The organism is Bacteroides stercorirosoris (assembly GCF_900142015.1).
In the GTDB taxonomy this organism is placed as follows: Bacteria; Bacteroidota; Bacteroidia; order Bacteroidales; family Bacteroidaceae; genus Bacteroides; species Bacteroides stercorirosoris.
This window is the reverse complement of sequence record NZ_FQZN01000002.1, coordinates 235,141-251,682: the sequence shown is the minus strand read 5'-3', so window position 1 is coordinate 251,682 and position 16,542 is coordinate 235,141. Positions and strand designations below refer to the sequence as shown.

At 46.1% G+C, this 16,542-nt stretch carries 8 protein-coding genes; 4 read left to right on the top strand and 4 right to left on the bottom strand.

Features of this window, described 5'->3' with window-relative positions; genetic code table 11:
• The first annotated feature begins 68 nt into the window (after positions 1–68).
• The gene (locus tag BUC01_RS02470; protein WP_025830865.1) at positions 69–1,214 is read left to right on the top strand and encodes a dienelactone hydrolase family protein; all 1,146 of its coding nucleotides are present in this window, start codon (positions 69–71) and stop codon (positions 1,212–1,214) included.
• Positions 1,215–1,374: 160 nt separating this feature from the next.
• On the opposite strand, the gene BUC01_RS02465 is transcribed toward BUC01_RS02470, so the two are convergent.
• Complete coding sequence (locus BUC01_RS02465; RefSeq protein ID WP_073312670.1) at positions 1,375–5,793, bottom strand: hybrid sensor histidine kinase/response regulator transcription factor; 4,419 nt, start codon at positions 5,791–5,793, stop codon at positions 1,375–1,377.
• A 21-nt stretch (positions 5,794–5,814) separates the two neighbouring features.
• Positions 5,815–6,969, bottom strand: a complete 1,155-nt coding sequence (locus tag BUC01_RS02460; RefSeq protein WP_025830866.1) for a dienelactone hydrolase family protein — start codon at positions 6,967–6,969, stop codon at positions 5,815–5,817.
• Between the two features lie 85 nt (positions 6,970–7,054).
• On the opposite strand from BUC01_RS02460, the gene BUC01_RS02455 reads away from it, so the two are divergent.
• Positions 7,055–11,509: a hybrid sensor histidine kinase/response regulator transcription factor gene (locus BUC01_RS02455; protein WP_025830867.1), complete on the top strand. Its 4,455-nt coding sequence runs from the start codon at positions 7,055–7,057 to the stop codon at positions 11,507–11,509.
• Between the two features lie 4 nt (positions 11,510–11,513).
• Here the strand turns inward: BUC01_RS02455 and BUC01_RS02450 are convergent, their stop codons facing one another.
• Both BUC01_RS02450 and BUC01_RS02445 read right to left on the bottom strand, forming a co-directional pair.
• Complete coding sequence (locus BUC01_RS02450; protein ID WP_073312613.1) at positions 11,514–13,106, bottom strand: pectate lyase; 1,593 nt, start codon at positions 13,104–13,106, stop codon at positions 11,514–11,516.
• A gap of 6 nt (positions 13,107–13,112) precedes the next feature.
• Positions 13,113–14,618: a family 43 glycosylhydrolase gene (locus BUC01_RS02445; RefSeq protein WP_025830868.1), complete on the bottom strand. Its 1,506-nt coding sequence runs from the start codon at positions 14,616–14,618 to the stop codon at positions 13,113–13,115.
• Between the two features lie 299 nt (positions 14,619–14,917).
• Between BUC01_RS02445 and BUC01_RS02440 the strand changes: the two genes are divergently transcribed.
• On the top strand, positions 14,918–15,265 hold the full coding sequence (locus tag BUC01_RS02440) for a cupin domain-containing protein (protein ID WP_025830869.1): 348 nt from the start codon (positions 14,918–14,920) through the stop codon (positions 15,263–15,265).
• A gap of 10 nt (positions 15,266–15,275) precedes the next feature.
• Positions 15,276–16,409 carry an aldose epimerase family protein gene (locus tag BUC01_RS02435; protein ID WP_025830870.1) on the top strand — a complete coding sequence of 378 codons (1,134 nt, stop codon included), beginning with the start codon at positions 15,276–15,278 and terminating at the stop codon, positions 16,407–16,409.
• Positions 16,410–16,542: the final 133 nt, after the last annotated feature.

Sequence of the window (16,542 nt, the reverse complement as noted above, 5' to 3'; positions counted from 1 at the left end):
TAAACTCAATTACTGATTCGTATTATTCATTAATTTTGTATTTGAATGACAAACGTACATCAAATAATATGGTAAAAAGATTTGTTCTTTGCATGTTGTTAGGGTTGGCTACTTCGGTAGCCGCCCTTTCTCAGCAATTATCCGGTTATGAACTGGAAAGAGAAATGCCGGTCTTTTTGGACCAGCTGAAAAAAGAGCTGACCTACCCCATGGCTTGGGGAAACAGTTCCATTAAGAACTTTAAGAAGTGGCGTCGCCAGGCACGCAATACTGTGCTGGATGCAATGTTGGCTCCGCCGCCCCGTACCACAGACTATCAGGTTGAAGTAATTGCAGAAGAGCAGCGTGACGGATATAAAGCCCGGAAGTTGTGTTTTAACCTGACGGGGTATTCCCGGGTGAATGCTTATATGCTGGTGCCCGATGGGGAAGGGCCTTTCCCGGCTGTCGTATTGTTGCATGATCATGGAGGCCATTATACGATTGGTAAGGAGAAGATGATTCGTCCCTTTGGAGTGTCTTCGGAAGTATTGGCGGATGCTGATGGCTGGGCCAAACAGTGTTATGGCGGACAATACGTGGGCGATTATCTGGCATCTCACGGCTATGTGGTCATCTCTGTAGATGCTCTCTACTGGGGCGAACGGGGACGAAAGGAGGGTGCTGACGGCAGTAAATATGCCGATAATGCCGGAAACTTTATGATGCTGGGGCGTAGTTTGAGTGCCTTTATGAACTATGAAGATATGTATACGACTGATTTCTTGGCGACTCTGCCGGAAGTGGATTCCAAACGTATTGCCTGTATGGGCTTTTCGATGGGGGCATACCGTGCTTGGATGCTTTCGGCTCTGTCTGATAGGATTCAGGCTGGAGTTTCCGTTTGCTGGATGGTTACTACGGACTGTCAGCTTTCGTGGGAGTACGGCAGGGAACGGGGTGGGTTTGCCAACCAGTTGCCGGGCATCCGCCGTTATCTGGATTATCCGCATATAGCGTCCATTGCCTGTCCCAAACCGATGTTCTTTCTTAACGGGGAACATGACAAACTGTTTCCTCCTGTTGGGGTGAACGCAGCTTTTGCGGAGATGCGTAAAGTTTGGGAGAGTCGTTCGGCAGGCGATAAACTCGTTACGGAGTTATGGGATATGCCGCATGATTGCGGGATAAAAGTACAGGAAGCGATTTTAGCTTTTTTGAATAAAAACCTGTAAACTGTACAAAAATGAATTATTTCACCACAGATTACACAGATTAGCACAGAATTAATTTGTTAATAATCAGAGATATCTTCCCTAATCTGTGTAAATCTGTGTAATCTGTGGTGCATCAAAACCGCTACGGAAATGAATCAAAGCAAATTCTTGATTTGCATTAGTTACTAATTACCTGTTTCCGCTTTTCCTTATACTCCGTCGGGGTCATACCATACTGTTGCTTAAAGCATTTACTAAAGTAGTGGGAATCATTTAGTCCCACCATATAGGCTATCTGAGCCATATTATATTCTTCTGTTTCTATCAACTGGGCTGCCCGTTTCATACGAATCTCTCTCAGAAACTCAACAGGTGACAATCCGGTCAGCGTTTTCAGCTTTTTAAAGAATACGGAGCGGCTCATGTTCACTTCACCGGCAATATCTTCGACTGTGAGGTCGCCGTTATCCAGATGTTTTTCAATGGTTTCCATGACTTTATCCATGAACTTCCGGTCGTTGGGAGAGAGGGCAGGGGCTGTCACTTTTTCCGTTCCTTCCGGTTGTTGTTCGGCGGGAGAAGTCAATAGACTGGCACAATACAGTGCCTGCAACTTCTTGCGTTGCTCAAGCAGATTGAATATACGCGCTTTCAGATATGCGGCACTGAAAGGTTTGGTAATGTAATCGTCCACTCCTAGCTCCATTCCTTCTATCTTGCTTTCGATGGTTGATTTGGCAGTCAGCATAACGATGGGAATATGGCTGGTGGTCATTCCCTCCCTGAGTTCACGTGCCATTTCGATGCCGTCTTTTTCCGGCATCATTACGTCGCTGATGATGATGTCCGGCATATACTTCTTACTTTTCTCCAGTCCGGTATTTCCGTTCTCAGCCTCTATCACATTAAAGTATTGGGTAAAGATGGTTCTTATGAAAAAGCGTAGTTCCTGGTTGTCTTCCACTATCAGAATGGTTTCCCTTTCGCTGTTCAGGTTTTCTTCTTCGTTTCCGGTGAAAGAAGAAAGTGGGCTGCCGATGTGTGCTGTTGCAGTATCGTCGATTACATAATCGGACAGGATAAACTCGACAGTCTGGTCGAAGTGCTCTTTTCCTTTAGGCAATCGGACGGTGAAGCAGCTGCCCTCTCCAAGTTTGCTCCGAATGCTGATTGTGCCGTGGTGCATATCAATCAGTTCTTTCACAAGCGACAATCCAATGCCGGTGCTGGCCTGGTTGAAAAGATTCTTATCTACCAGGTTTTCAAACCGGACGAACAGGGATTTCTGTTTATTCTCGGCAATGCCGATGCCTTGGTCTTCTACTGCAATGTTCACATCATTCCCGTCTTCCTGCACGGTTACCTGAATCTGCTTGCCTTGGGGAGTGTATTTGAAAGCATTTGACAACAGGTTGAATAGTATCTTCTCCAGTTTGTCGGAATCTGCCCATATCTTGAGGGAAGAATTTGGCGTGCTCAGCCCGAAATCTATCTGATGTTCATCTGCCAGGCTATGGAAGTTCTCCATGATATGACGGATGAAAGGGATAAGGTCGATTTGCTGTACCCGCATCTTCATCTTTTTGTTTTGTATTTTGCGGAAGTCCAGAATCTGATTTACCAGGCGTAGCATGCGGTTGGTGTTTCGTTCCACTAAAACCAGCTGTTCCCGCTCTTCATTATTCAGTTTGCCGTGTTGCAGTACTTGCTCTATCGGGCCGGCAATCAGCGTCAACGGAGTACGTAGCTCATGCGATATATTCGTGAAGAAGCGTAATTTGATATCGGATATCTCCTGCTCCACGAACACTTTATGTTTGAGCCGGAAGATGGTGAAGAGGATATAAGTTGCTGTGAAAATGACTAATAAGATGAATAGTACATAAAGCGAATATGCCCACGGAGTTTCCCAAAAGGAGGGGAGCACGGTTATCTCTAATGTACGCGTATTTTCCACCCATATACCGTCACTGTTTGTGGAGCGGACTTTCAGGGTGTAGTGTCCTTTGGGCAGGTTGGTGTAGGTAGCGGTTCGCTGGTTGCCGATGTCATTCCAGTTATTCTCGAAGCCTTCCAACTTGTAGGAGTAGGAGATGTTTTCGGGATATTTCATGTCCAAGGCTGCAAATTGGATGCTGAAGCCGTTCTTGTCATGAGGTAGTGTCAGAAGTCGGGTATCGTCAATGTGAGTGGTGAGTATGCCGTCTTCTTCGGGGGGTACTGTCTTCTCGGCCTGCTGTAGCCGGGTGAAAATGATGGGAGGAATATAGGTACTGGTATTGATGGAGTCCGGGAAGAAGTAAAACGCTCCTTTCACCGTGTTAAACATCAAATAGTCGGATTCTGTCCGCAAGGCTACTCCTTCATTGAAATTGATTCGTTGCGGGAAAGTTCTGGAAGGATAGTTTATAATCTTGTCCGTGTCGGGAGTGAATTTGCATAATTCCTTCTCTGTGGCACACCACAAGTTGCCGTGTGTATCTTCCTGAATGGACAACAGGACATCCGACGGAAGTCCGTTTCTCATTGTATATGCCTGGAAGCGTGCCCGGTCTCCATCGAGTGAAAGCAGTTTGTTTAGTCCGCCTCCGAAAGTGGCGACATACATTTCTCCTTTCTTTGTGAAGAAAATGTTGTGCACATCGTTGTTGCTGAGGCTATTGGTATCTCCGGGTATGCGGCAATAACGCTGGAATTTTATTTCTTCCGGCTCGTTGAAGTTGCCTGAACACATCAGTAATCCCGTAGCGCTTCCTATCCAGATATTTTTCTGGGTATCGGATGTGATGAAGCGTGTACGGTAACATTGACTGATGGGATAGTTTTTCAGACGGTTCCGGTAGTTGATGAATCGGACGGGTTCTTGGTGGTTTCCCCGTTCCAGATAGTTTATGCCGCCCTCAAATGTGGCAATCCATATTCGTTGCCGGTGGTCTTCGTACAGGCTGTAAATCTCGTTGCCGCTCAGACTGTATATATCGTTTGTTTCAGCCGTATACTGGGTAAGGTGATAGTTCAATGGGTTATTCTGCGGTTTGGCGGCAAACAGTCCGTTGCCTTTGGTGCCTATCCACACTGTCCCTTCATGGTCCTGCATGATGGCGTAGGCATTACCAATTTCATCTGTACTGTGGGGAACAATCGTACCCTTTGTTGTAAGAACCCCCACATAATGACGGTTCTTGTCGTAGATACGTACTTTCTTATCTTTGTTTCCGGTCCAGATATATCCGTTCCGGTCCTGATAAATGGCACGGACATTGCTTCCCGGAAACTCCGGATCGTCCGGGGCAGCCGTGAGCAGATGGAAGTGATTGGTATTGAAGGATATTTTTTCCAGTCCGTTGCCGTATGAACCGAGCCATAAATTCCCCTGCTTGTCAGTAAAGACAGTGGTAACTTTGTTGTCTGCACTCCAGCCGGATTGCAGGGCGGGATTGTAAAACGGGCGGATGCGGTTGTTTTTCCGGTCATACCAGGCAAAACCGCCTCCGGAGGGGTGCAGCCATAGGGAACCGTTACTATCTTCGTATACGTACATTTCCGGACGGGAGTCCACGATATCTTTTCCGTACTTATCTTGCAGGATGAAGTAATCAAACTGCTCATTTTCAGGATTGAAGTGGGTAACTCCTTTAGTGTTGAGGCGTATCCATGCTTCACCGTTGCTGTCGATATATGCTGTTCTGATTTGCTTGTCTTTAAGAAAAGGGGTGCTGTAATGACGGTAACTCTTGTCCTTTTGTCCGTAAACGAAGAATCCGTCACGATCCGTACCGATAAATAATTTATCTTTTTTCAGTTGCCGGATAGTCCGGATAGAGGAGGATGTGGGAAATTCCTGCCTTGTAAACTGCCCGTTGTCCGGATGGTACTCGTATACGCATCCTTTTCTGGAAGTGAAATAGAGGGTATTGTCATTTTCCAGCACATCATAAAAAGGTTGCTTGTCATTTTCGGGAGGGGCAACGAAATAGGAGGAGAATTTCTCTTCACTGCCGTTATGGTTCAGTCTGTATAAACCGTTTTCGGTAAGAATCCACTGATTCCCCCGCTTATCCTGAAAGATAGAATTAATCTTTTCCGAATAGGGAACCTGATGGGATTTGAAGAAATCCGTTACATTCAATTCATAAGTTTCCGGGTGAGTGGTGATATGGAGAAGTTCGTTTTGGATGGTAACAATCCATATATCTCCGCATGGGAGAACATACATATCCAGAGACAGATAGTTGTTGTAAGGGATGGCCTGAAACTGCTCGAGCCGTGGATTGAAGCGATAAACCTGGTGGTTATAACTTTGCACCCAAATGTATCCGTATTTGTCTTCCTTAATGTTGTCCAGACGATTGTTGCTCAATCCGATACTGTCACCCGGATGGGCTTTATAGTTCTTGAAGGCATATCCATCGAATTTGTAGAGGCCATCCCAGGTAGCGAACCACATGAGCCCTTTATGATCCTGCAGAATGCTCATGATGGTGCTTTGGGAGAGCCCGTTTTCCGAAGTGTATTGGGTAAAGGTGTGCGGCAGTTGTCCGAAACAAAAGAGGGTGGTTACTATGTATAGGACAAGGGATATTCCGATTCTTTTCATGGTCAGTTTGTAGATCAATGGTTATTTTAGCCACTTATTGAAAAAGTCCAGTGTTTCCCGCTGCATTTCTTTACTAAAGAAGTGCTTCTCTTCCCATATTTTGGTTACCAGACGGTCGGAAGCTTTCTGACTCTGCCACACGGATTGCATGATACTATATGCGTCTTTTACTCCCTCAACAGGAAATAGTTTATCCCGTGTACCATTGAAAAATAGGGTAGGCTTGGGGCACGCGATACTTGCTGTATGCGGGTAATCCAGGTAGCGGCGCAGGCTGGGCAATAACATGGAAAATGCTGAACCGCCTTTATTCTGATTGTTCGTCAATGTCATCAGGTGTTCGGTGGTATTCATCCAGCAGATAGAAGCGGAGGCCTTTATGCAGTCGGTGATTACTGAAAGCATCCAGGAACGATAAGCGCCCATTGAGAAGCCGAGACAACCTACTTTGTTTTTATCAACAAACGGGAGTGACGCCAGGAATTCGGCGCTTCGCACATCATCCATGTTGATGAAGGCACCCCAGGAACTGCCCATTTGCAGGAAGTTGGAGGCCAAAGCCTGCTGCCCGTCATAGTCTACTCCTTCTTTCTGGCCACGTTCTCCCCAGAACAGGGCATCGATGGATAATACCACGTATCCGTGTTCGGCAAAATAGTCTCCTGTATATTGTCCGTCATAACAGCCTACGGCCCATTTATCGGCATCCGTCCTTATCTCGGGGGTTACTTCGAACGGACGTACCATTTTCTCTTTACCAATGGAGAAATGGGCACCGTGGTCATGCAGCATGACGACAGCCGGAAAAGGACCTTTACCATCCGGCACTAACAGGTATGCGGGAATCCGGCACCATTCTGATACATTGAACATTATCTTCCGGGCTTCGTATCCTTTGCGTTGTTCTGCGGCAACTACTGTCATATCATAATCGACAGGAGCAGGAGGTAGTATCTGCATGCACTCCAATAAAACGTCACGTGCCTGCGAACGCCATTTGTCGAACTTGCGGACAGGGGAGTTTCCCCATGCCATCGGATAAGTAAGTTGCTGTTTCAACTGTTCGTAGAAAACAGGCATGTTTTTGATGACGCCATAAGAAACAGTATCTGTTTGGGCGATGGAGGAGAGGTGTCCGGAAAGGACTACTAAAAGAATAATTGTAATGCGCTTCATAGCTTGTGGTTGTTAAAATGCAAACAAAGATACATGATTTTTATATGAATTCCGTATCTTTACCGCATAGAATAGGCGTGCTATGATGAAAAAAATCTTGTATCTAATAGTTGGGTTGGTATGTGCGGTGTCAGTAAAAGCGCAACCGGATTGTTTTTTCACCCATTATTCGTCTGAAGACGGACTCTCCCAAAATACAATAATGAGCATTCTGCAAGACCAAAAAGGGAATGTGTGGCTTGCTACGTGGGATGGCATTAATAAGTTCAACGGATATTCATTCAAAACGTATAAGGCAAGACTCGAAAATCGTCTTGTACTGAGCCATAACCGTGTGGACTATATGACCGAAGATAAACAGGGTTTTCTCTGGTTGCAGACTTATGACAATCATGCCTATCGTTTTGATCCCCGCACCGAAACGTTTGAGCGTGTGCCGGGGGAGAATGAAGGTGGTTCCGCAGCCAACATAACAAAGATAAAAGTGCTTCCGGGAGGAACCGTCTGGTTGTTGTCGGAAACAGAAGGGGCTGTCCGCGTGACGACTGATCCACAAGATTATAGTCTGACTTCACAATGGTTCCCCGCCCAATCGGGACAATTTGCCGCAACCCGCGTGTTTCATGTTTATGAGGATCGTTCAGGCAATGAATGGATATTGTCCGATAATGGATTAGGTATGCTGGCACCCGGAGAGAAAATGCCGGTGTTCTATTTCTCAGAAACCACGGAGCGGGAAAAGAAAGGCGGACAGGCTTTCTATTCTTGTCTGGAGCATGACTCGGAGATTTTTTTCGGTTCGGGCAACGGGCGCGTATGGCGTTATCAGAAGGGGAGCGGACAATTTTCATTATTAAGTTTACAGGCTTCTTCCCGTGTTGTGTCCATCGATGATATAGATGGGGAAGAGATGATATTTACGACTTCGAAAGATGGTTTTTTCTCCTGCAAGTTTAAGACAGAGGAGATGGAACACTTTCCGGCTTCCCGTTTTCCGAATGGTTCTATTTATTCAGTCTATGTGGATAGGGCATCTGAAGTTTGGTTCGAACAGCATACTCCGGGTTCAATCGTGCATTTCAATCCTCGTACGAGAGTCCTGAAACGCGAAGAAATTGCCGTGGAACCCACCAGTACCGACCGTTCGCGTCCGGCATTCCATGCCCACGAAGATGTCAACGGAGTATTGTGGGTGCATCCTTATGGTGGAGGATTCTCTTACTTTGACCGTGAGAGTAACAGCTTACGTCCCTTCTATAATAGCTTGTCGGGACACGACTGGCGTTTCTCCAATAAAATCCATACCGCTTTTTCCGACAGTCAGGGTAATTTATGGATGTGTACACACTCCAAAGGACTGGAGAAGATCACATTCCGTCCGTCTCAATTCCGGGTAATGACTCCGGTACCCCATAATTATGAATCGTTGAGCAATGAGGTACGTGCTCTTTGTGAGGATGTGGACAGGAATTTGTGGGTAGGTTTGAAAGATGGCAAATTGCGGGTGTATGACAAGAATCGTGCGAACCGGGGCTATCTGACGGAGTCCGGTAACGTGTCGCAAAGTGGTACTCCAATGCGTGGCAATGTGTATTTCGTTTTGCAGGACAGCAAACAGAACCTCTGGATTGCAACGAAAGGAGACGGACTGGTGAAAGCGGAAAAGACCAAGAATGCCTATCAGTATAAACTTATCCGTTACCAGCATCAGGAAGATGATATTTACAGCTTGAGCGATGACAACGTTTACTGTGTCTACGAGGACAATAAAGGGCGTATCTGGATTGCCACTTTTGCCGGTGGCATAAACTATATGGCCAATAACCAAGACGGAAAAGCAATCTTTGTGAATCACCGTAATAATCTGAAAGGCTATCCTATAGACTATTGTTCTAAAGCCCGCTTTATTACGGGTGACTATCAGGGGCATCTCTGGATCGGAACCACCGTCGGTGCATTGATGATTGATGAAAACTTCAAGAATCCCGAGGATGTGAAGTTTCATCATTTTCTGCGCATTCCGGACAATGAACACAGTCTGAGTAACAATGATGTACATTGGATTGTGTCGACTCAGAAGAAAGAACTTTTCATCGCTACTTTTGGCGGTGGACTGAACAAGCTGATATCTCTGGATAAAGAAGGTAATGCTGCGTTCAAATCTTATACGGTGTCTGACGGTCTTCCTTCAGATGTGTTACTTTCTATACGGGAGGACAAGAACGGTAGTTTGTGGTTGAGTTCGGAAAACGGCATAAGTAAGTTCGTTCCTTCTGAAGAAAGGTTCGAGAACTATGCGGATAAAGAAGTCTTTTTCCGGGCGCGTTTCAGTGAAGCCGCTTCGGAATACACAGCATCGGGCAATATCCTTTTCGGGGCTAACACAGGTATCTTTTCTTTTAACCCGGATTCCATTCGCAAGAGCAATTATATACCGCCGATTGTTTTCTCTAAATTGCTGGTTGCCAATAAGGACATACTGCCCGGACAGGGCTCTGTGCTGAAACAGGCTTTAGATGACACGAGGGAACTGGTGTTGTCGCACAGAGAGAATATTTTCACTATACAGTTCGCTGCACTTGATTATTCCGCACCTTCCGAAATCCAGTATGCTTATATTCTGGAGGGATTTGAAAAGGATTGGAACTCTGTAGGAAAACAACGTGCCGCGACTTATACCAATCTGCCGAAAGGCCACTATGTCTTTAAAGTCCGTTCGACCAATGGAGACGGGGTTTGGACTGAAAATATGCGCACGCTGGATATCGAGATTCTCCCTTCTTTCTGGGAGACTCCGTTCGCATATTTCTTGTATATACTTTTCTTTATTATGATTATAGTAGCGGCGGTATACATCCTGTTTACTATTTATCGTTTGAAGCATGAAGTCTCGGTAGAGCAGCAGGTGACAGACATGAAACTTCGTTTCTTTACTGATATATCTCACGAATTGCGCACTCCGTTGACTTTGATTTCCGGACCAGTGGAGTATGTTTTGGAAAATACGAAACTTCCGGACGATGCCCGTGAGCAATTGCAGGTTGTGGAACGGAATACGAACCGTATGCTGAGGCTTATCAATCAGATATTGGACTTCCGGAAGATACAGAACCGGAAGATGAAGATGCAGGTGCAACGCATTAATGTGGTCGCTTTCACCCGTAAGATTATGGAGAACTTCGAGTCTGTTGCCGAAGAACATCAGGTAGACTTCCTGTTCGAAACGGAGAAGGATGAATTGTATCTTTGGGTGGATGCGGATAAGTTTGAAAAGATAGTATTCAATCTGCTTTCCAATGCCTTTAAATACACTCCGAACGGGAAAATGATAACTGTATTTATCCGTGAAGATGAGAAAACGGTCTCCGTAGGTGTGGAAGATCAGGGAATAGGCATTGCCGATAATAAGAAAAAGTCATTGTTTGTCCGTTTTGAGAATCTGGTGGATCGTAACCTGTTCAACCAGTCAAGTACCGGTATCGGCTTGTCTTTGGTGAAGGAACTGGTGGAAATGCACAAAGCGGTTATTACGGTTGACAGTAAACTGGGTGAAGGCAGTTGCTTTAAAGTTGATTTTCAGAGAGGAAAGGAACATTATGATGAAACGGTAGAATTCTTGCAGGACGATGCTACTGTGGGTATGGAAGTTATAGAGCAGGTGACTGATATTGCAAATGAAGTGCCGGTTCAACCGGAAGGGGAGGGTACTTCGGAAGAAGAGGAAGAAGCTGCGGACTCTAAAGGAACCATGTTGCTTGTAGAAGACAATTCGGAACTCCGCCTGTTTCTGCGCAGTATCTTTGCATCGGAATATAGGGTTGTAGAAGCTGTGGATGGTATGCAGGGCTGGAGTAAAGCATTGAAATTTCTTCCGGATATCATCATCAGTGATGTTATGATGCCTGAGAAGGATGGCATTGCCATGACTCGTGAACTGCGTGCAGACATGACTACCAGTCACATTCCTATTGTTTTGCTGACGGCCAAGACCTCCATCGAAAGTAAACTGGAAGGTTTGGAATATGGTGCTGACGATTATATAACAAAACCGTTTAGTGCCACTTATCTGAAAGCTCGTGTAAAGAATCTGCTTACCCAACGTCAGAAGTTGCAGGGCATATACCGTGATAACCTGATGACGGGGAATTCAATCGTTGACTCTACGGCAGAAACTGTGGAAGAAAAAGGGCCGGAAATGTCTCCTAATGACCGTAAGTTCATGGATAAATTGGTGGATTTGATGGAGAAGAATATGGATAACGGTGATTTGGTAGTGGATGATTTGGTGCAGGAACTGGCTGTCAGCCGTTCCGTATTCTTTAAGAAACTGAAAACTCTGACGGGATTGGCCCCCATTGAGTTCATCAAGGAGATGCGCATAAACCGAGCCGTCCAGTTTATAGAAACCGGTGAATACTCCATGACGCAGATTGCTTATATGGTAGGTATCAATGATCCGCGCTATTTCAGCAAGTGCTTCAAACAGAAGATGGGAATGACGCCGACTGAGTATAGAGATAAGGTGATGAAGAAGGAGTAAGTAGCTACTCCTTCTGTAATGCGTGAATCAATGTTGTCATATTTTCGATGAAGATCCCGGTTGAGATTCCCATGATTTCTTTCTCCGGTGTATATGGTGATGTGTCATATTCATCTCCTACCATTGTTTCCATATACCGGGTATCATCACTTGCCGCCATCTCCGGGGCAGGCTTGTAGATATTTGAAATCTGCTTGATGGGGGACAACCAATAACCCTCTTTGGTCAGTGATTTCATCAGCATCTCTGCGGATGTACTCTTTCTGCCATACCGGCGGGGTTGATAGTAAAATTTGTCCAAAGAGATGCATGTGTCCTGTACGAACGGGGAGCTCTTCGTTGCTTCTTTCTTGGGTAAGGCTATCGTCCGGGCATAAGCTTCTTTCAAAGAACTGATATTGATATAGGTTGCCGAACTGTAATGCCCGATCGTTTTTTCTATGTTTTGGTCTATATAATATCCCCCGTTTGTCACGTTTGAACCTTTCCGATGCACGTATAGAGGCTTGCCACTCTCCGGATCGATGAAGCGGGGGACTAATATGGCATTGTCTCGTGCCGGCTGCTTCCATTTTTTTGCTTCCGATTCGGGTAACTTCATGGATTCCAGAAATTGGATGGCGGCGGGAATTCCTGATAGGAATTTGGTTTCGCCTGTCAGTCTGTAATAGTCCATCAACTTCATAACGATATGGGCGGTAGTACCGGTATTTATACTTCTCGGTTCATAAGAACGGGCGTGTGCCGGTTGCAGGTCGTTTACTGTGTATTGGTCTGCCCAGCCTGCATATGGTGCGCCTTGTTGCAAAATCAGTACACAATTCAAGGCACGCATGATGGGAGCTTTCAGATCTTGCATTCCCAATGTTTGATAGCATTGCACCAGGAAGTCGATGTTTTCGGGGATTACGTCATCATTCAGGGTGATGAAAGAGGAATAGTCCGGCTTCCCCTGGAAGGGATGGTCGTATTTCAACGGGTAGCGTTGTGGCCAGCCTCCTATCGGATATTGACTTTCCAGTACAAAACGGATTGTTTTTTCTAACGGTGCCCGATAGGCGGGATCGTACTTCTCCACATATAGGCGGAGAAGAAACTTGGCTGCTTGCATCGTACCTTCATCATCGAAGGTCGCATTGCCGTAATAATGTTGAAACTCTTCCAACCGCCAGGCACTTTTCCCGATGGTGGCATACCATTGTCTGATGGAATTCTCACCGGCAAAGTCGAACATATAGTTCCATCCCCCGCAGGGTAGTTGTCCCCAGATAAGGGCATTGGCGATCTTTTCGGCGCATTGATAGTAATATTCATCATGAGTGGCATGGTAAGCGTCGAGCATGAGATGTCCTACTGCCGGGGTGCCGGGAGGCTGAATCCATGCCATCGTTCGTTTGGCCTCCATTTCTCCCCATGTGCGGGACATATCGGGAAGATAACTCCATACGAAGCCACCTTTATAACTGGCTACATCCATCATATATCGGGTAGCCGTTTTCATAACTTGCAATACTTGTTGCTCTTTTTTTGTCTGCCCGTAAGTTCCTGGCAAAAGGATACAGGAAAGCAGCAGGCTCAATATCAGTTTCTTTTTCATACCTGCTTAATTGTTTAGTATGGTGAATTTAAAATCTTTGAACTCTGCCTGCCCGTTGCCGCATACAAACAACCCCGGCAGCACGCTTTGAAACTCATAAAGAGTGTTATGATGATACCCTGAGATATCCATGCCCCAGGTTTCCCTGTTCCATGTCACACCATCATAACTATATGCTCCTGTGATGATATGGCAATCGTTGCGTAGGCGCAACCATAAACTGGTGACAGGTTGTTTATGATTTCCACTGCCACGTTCTTCTCCTTTGCGATAGCGCACACGTTTCTCTTTGTTGAAACCCGTGCCCATGAAGAAACGGTCATTGTAGTAAAGCACTATTCCGGCGGTTACATCACCTTTTATTTCTATTCTTGTTTCTACTTCGTAAGCATGCTGTCCTGCTACAAACAGGATGGGAGGTGAGGTACGAATGTCTGTCCCTTTAGCCTTAAAGGTCAGCTTTTTGTCTTTTACGGTTATCCTTTCGGGTTCATAGGATTTATAGAATTTCCACTCCAATCCCACGCGGAACTCGTCCAGTCTGGCATATCGGTCATCGTTTGTCTGGGTTTTGACAGGACAGGGAATTGCTTTCTCAATATCAATATTGTCGTATGTCTTGAACCATCCGTCTTTCGTCAGCTCTACCGGTTCCATCAATGTTTGTCTGCCCAGATTGTAGAAACCATTTTCATAGGAATGGTAAACTACCATCCATTTGCCTTCGGGCGTATCAATCAATGAGCCGTGTCCTTTGGACCACCAGCGATCCGTATTTTTATAAGTATGCACCAAAGGGTTGTAGGGCGAGTTCTCCCACGGACCGTTAATAGATTTAGACCGTGCGACGGTTATCATGTGGCTGGTAGGCGGACCGGCTGTTCCCCCCTCTGCGTTGAGGTAATAATAATATTCTCCTATTCTCTTGAGTTTCGGACCTTCCAGACAGAAACCTTCTGTCACCCAATCATCGGGATATTGCCATCCCTGATAAACCACTTCTTCAGTGCCGGGCACAATGGCGAGTCCGTCGTCTGTCAGCCGTACCCTCTTTCCGGCGCTCATAAACATCCATCGGCTGCCATCTTCGCCTACCACGTGGCAAGGATCAATATTACCGATTTTTAAATCTACCGGGTCGCTCCAAGGTCCGTAGGGAGAGGAGGCATATGTGACGTAATTCTTGCGTCCTTTAGGGAAGGCTACGGTGAAATAGATATAGTATTTGTCTTTGTATTTGGAAATATCCGGTGCCCAAACAGAACCGAGATAGGTATTGAGGGCATGACTGATGGGTTTCCAATGCACGAGGTCACGCGAGTGGAAGACGGTTAGTCCCGGCTGGTAGTCGAAAGCTGAATGTGTCATGTAGTAATCATCTCCCTCACGCATGATGGTAGGGTCGGGATAATCTCCTCCCAGAATGGGATTGTGATAAACTTCTGCCTGTGAGAAGGCTTGCCAGGGAAGCATCAAAAACAGGAGATATAAAAGGGCGTGTTTTCTTTTCATGATATATCAATTTGGTATGCTGCAAAATAAGTGCTTTTCTTTCATTTAAGCAGACTGGGAACCTCTCATTTTAGAGGATTAATTGTTTTAAATAGTGGAAATATTGTTATTCGCCGGCAGATAGTGTTTCTGTTCCTGTTTTTAATCGTTATCTTTGGCTCAATTATTAACAGATTAATCTTTTTGATGCAATGAACTATTGTAAGTTGATTAGTGTTGCATGTTGCTTCTGCTTAATGACCTTTACGGGTGTGCAGGCACAGAACAAAAGTGAAAACAACTCTAAATGTAAACAAAACATGGAAAGAACAGGAAGTGAACCGTTTGTGTTCGGTAAAGATGCACCTTGGGAAGACCTTGGTGGAGGTGTAAAACGCCAGATTTTGGGTTATGACGGCCAATTAATGATGGTAAAAGTGGCATTTGAGAAAGGTGCAGTGGGAGCTCCCCATCATCATTATCAGAGCCAATGCACGTATGTGGCCAAAGGTAAGTTTGAGTTTACCATTGATGGAGTAACGAAAGTGGTGTCTGAAGGCGACTGCCTTTTCAAGACTCCCGACAAGCCGCACGGATGTGTCTGCCTGGAAGCGGGTACTCTGATTGATACTTTCAGTCCCATGCGCCCTGACTTCCTGAAGAAATAAGGGCTGAATCGTGAAACGTACATTCTACATTGTACTTACAACTGCGGGTCTTCTTTTGAGTTCTTGTGTCTCTGGAGATTTTGTCTCTTTGTCCGGGCTATCCTCGGATAACTTCCGGACGATGGTGGATCAAAAGAAGACCCGTCTGTATAGATTGCAGAATGCCGCAGGCATTGAAGTCTGTATCACCAACTACGGTGCCCGCGTGGTGTCCGTCATGACTCCCGACAGAGACGGGCAGCAGCAGGATATCGTCTGCGGCTTCGACAATATTAGTGACTACCGTCGGTATCGCCAGAATTTCGGTTCGGTCGTTGGCCGATATATCGGGCGGATATTGGGTGCCAAGTTTGCAATAGACGGAACCGTTTATAATCTCCAGGCCAGTGGCGGCGGACATTGTTCGCACGGTGGCTACCCTGGCTTTGCCGACCGGGTGTGGACGGTGAAGAAAAGTAACCGCCGTTGTCTGCAATTGCTATATGCATCTCCCGACGGTGAAAACGGCTTCCCGGGCAACCTTACGCTCTCCGTCACTTACCGGCTGACGGATGACAACGAGCTGTCCATCCTTTATGAAGCTGAAACCGACAAGCCTACCGTGTTGAATCCCTCCAATCATTCGTTTTTCAACCTTAGCGGCAAGCTCTCCCGCGACGTTCTTGACGAGGCGCTGTGGGTGGATGCCGACAGCATTGCCGAGTATGATGCGGACAAATGCGTGACTGGGCGTTTGCTTTCTGTGAAGGGCACGCCTTTCGATTTTACCTCTACCCGGCGGATTGGCGACCGGATAGACGAAACTGACCGCCAACTGGCAGTGACCAAAGGCTACGACCACACCTGGAAAATCAATCGCCTGAATGACAAACTGCATAGGGCAGCCCTGATTACGGATAAGGAAAGCGGGCGCACCATGGAAGTGCATACCACCGAGCCCGGCATCCATCTTTACACCGCCAACGGACACAACGGCAAGCTAAAGGGGAAGCAGGGGATAGCTTATCCGCACCGCAACGCCATCTGCTTTGAGACGATGCACTTTGCCGACAGCCCCAATAAACCGCAATTCCCTACTACGCTGTTAAGGCCCGGCGTGAAGTTTCGCTCAGAAACTGTTTTTAAGTTCGGAGTGGCGGAATAAGTATTTCTAAGAGGGGATACTGAATGTCATTCACTCGTATACTGAATTATTGAACATCGTAAGTTAGCATGTTTTGTAATGTTATATGTAGGCAAAAAAAAGAGGGTACAACATCGAACGTCGTACCCTCTTT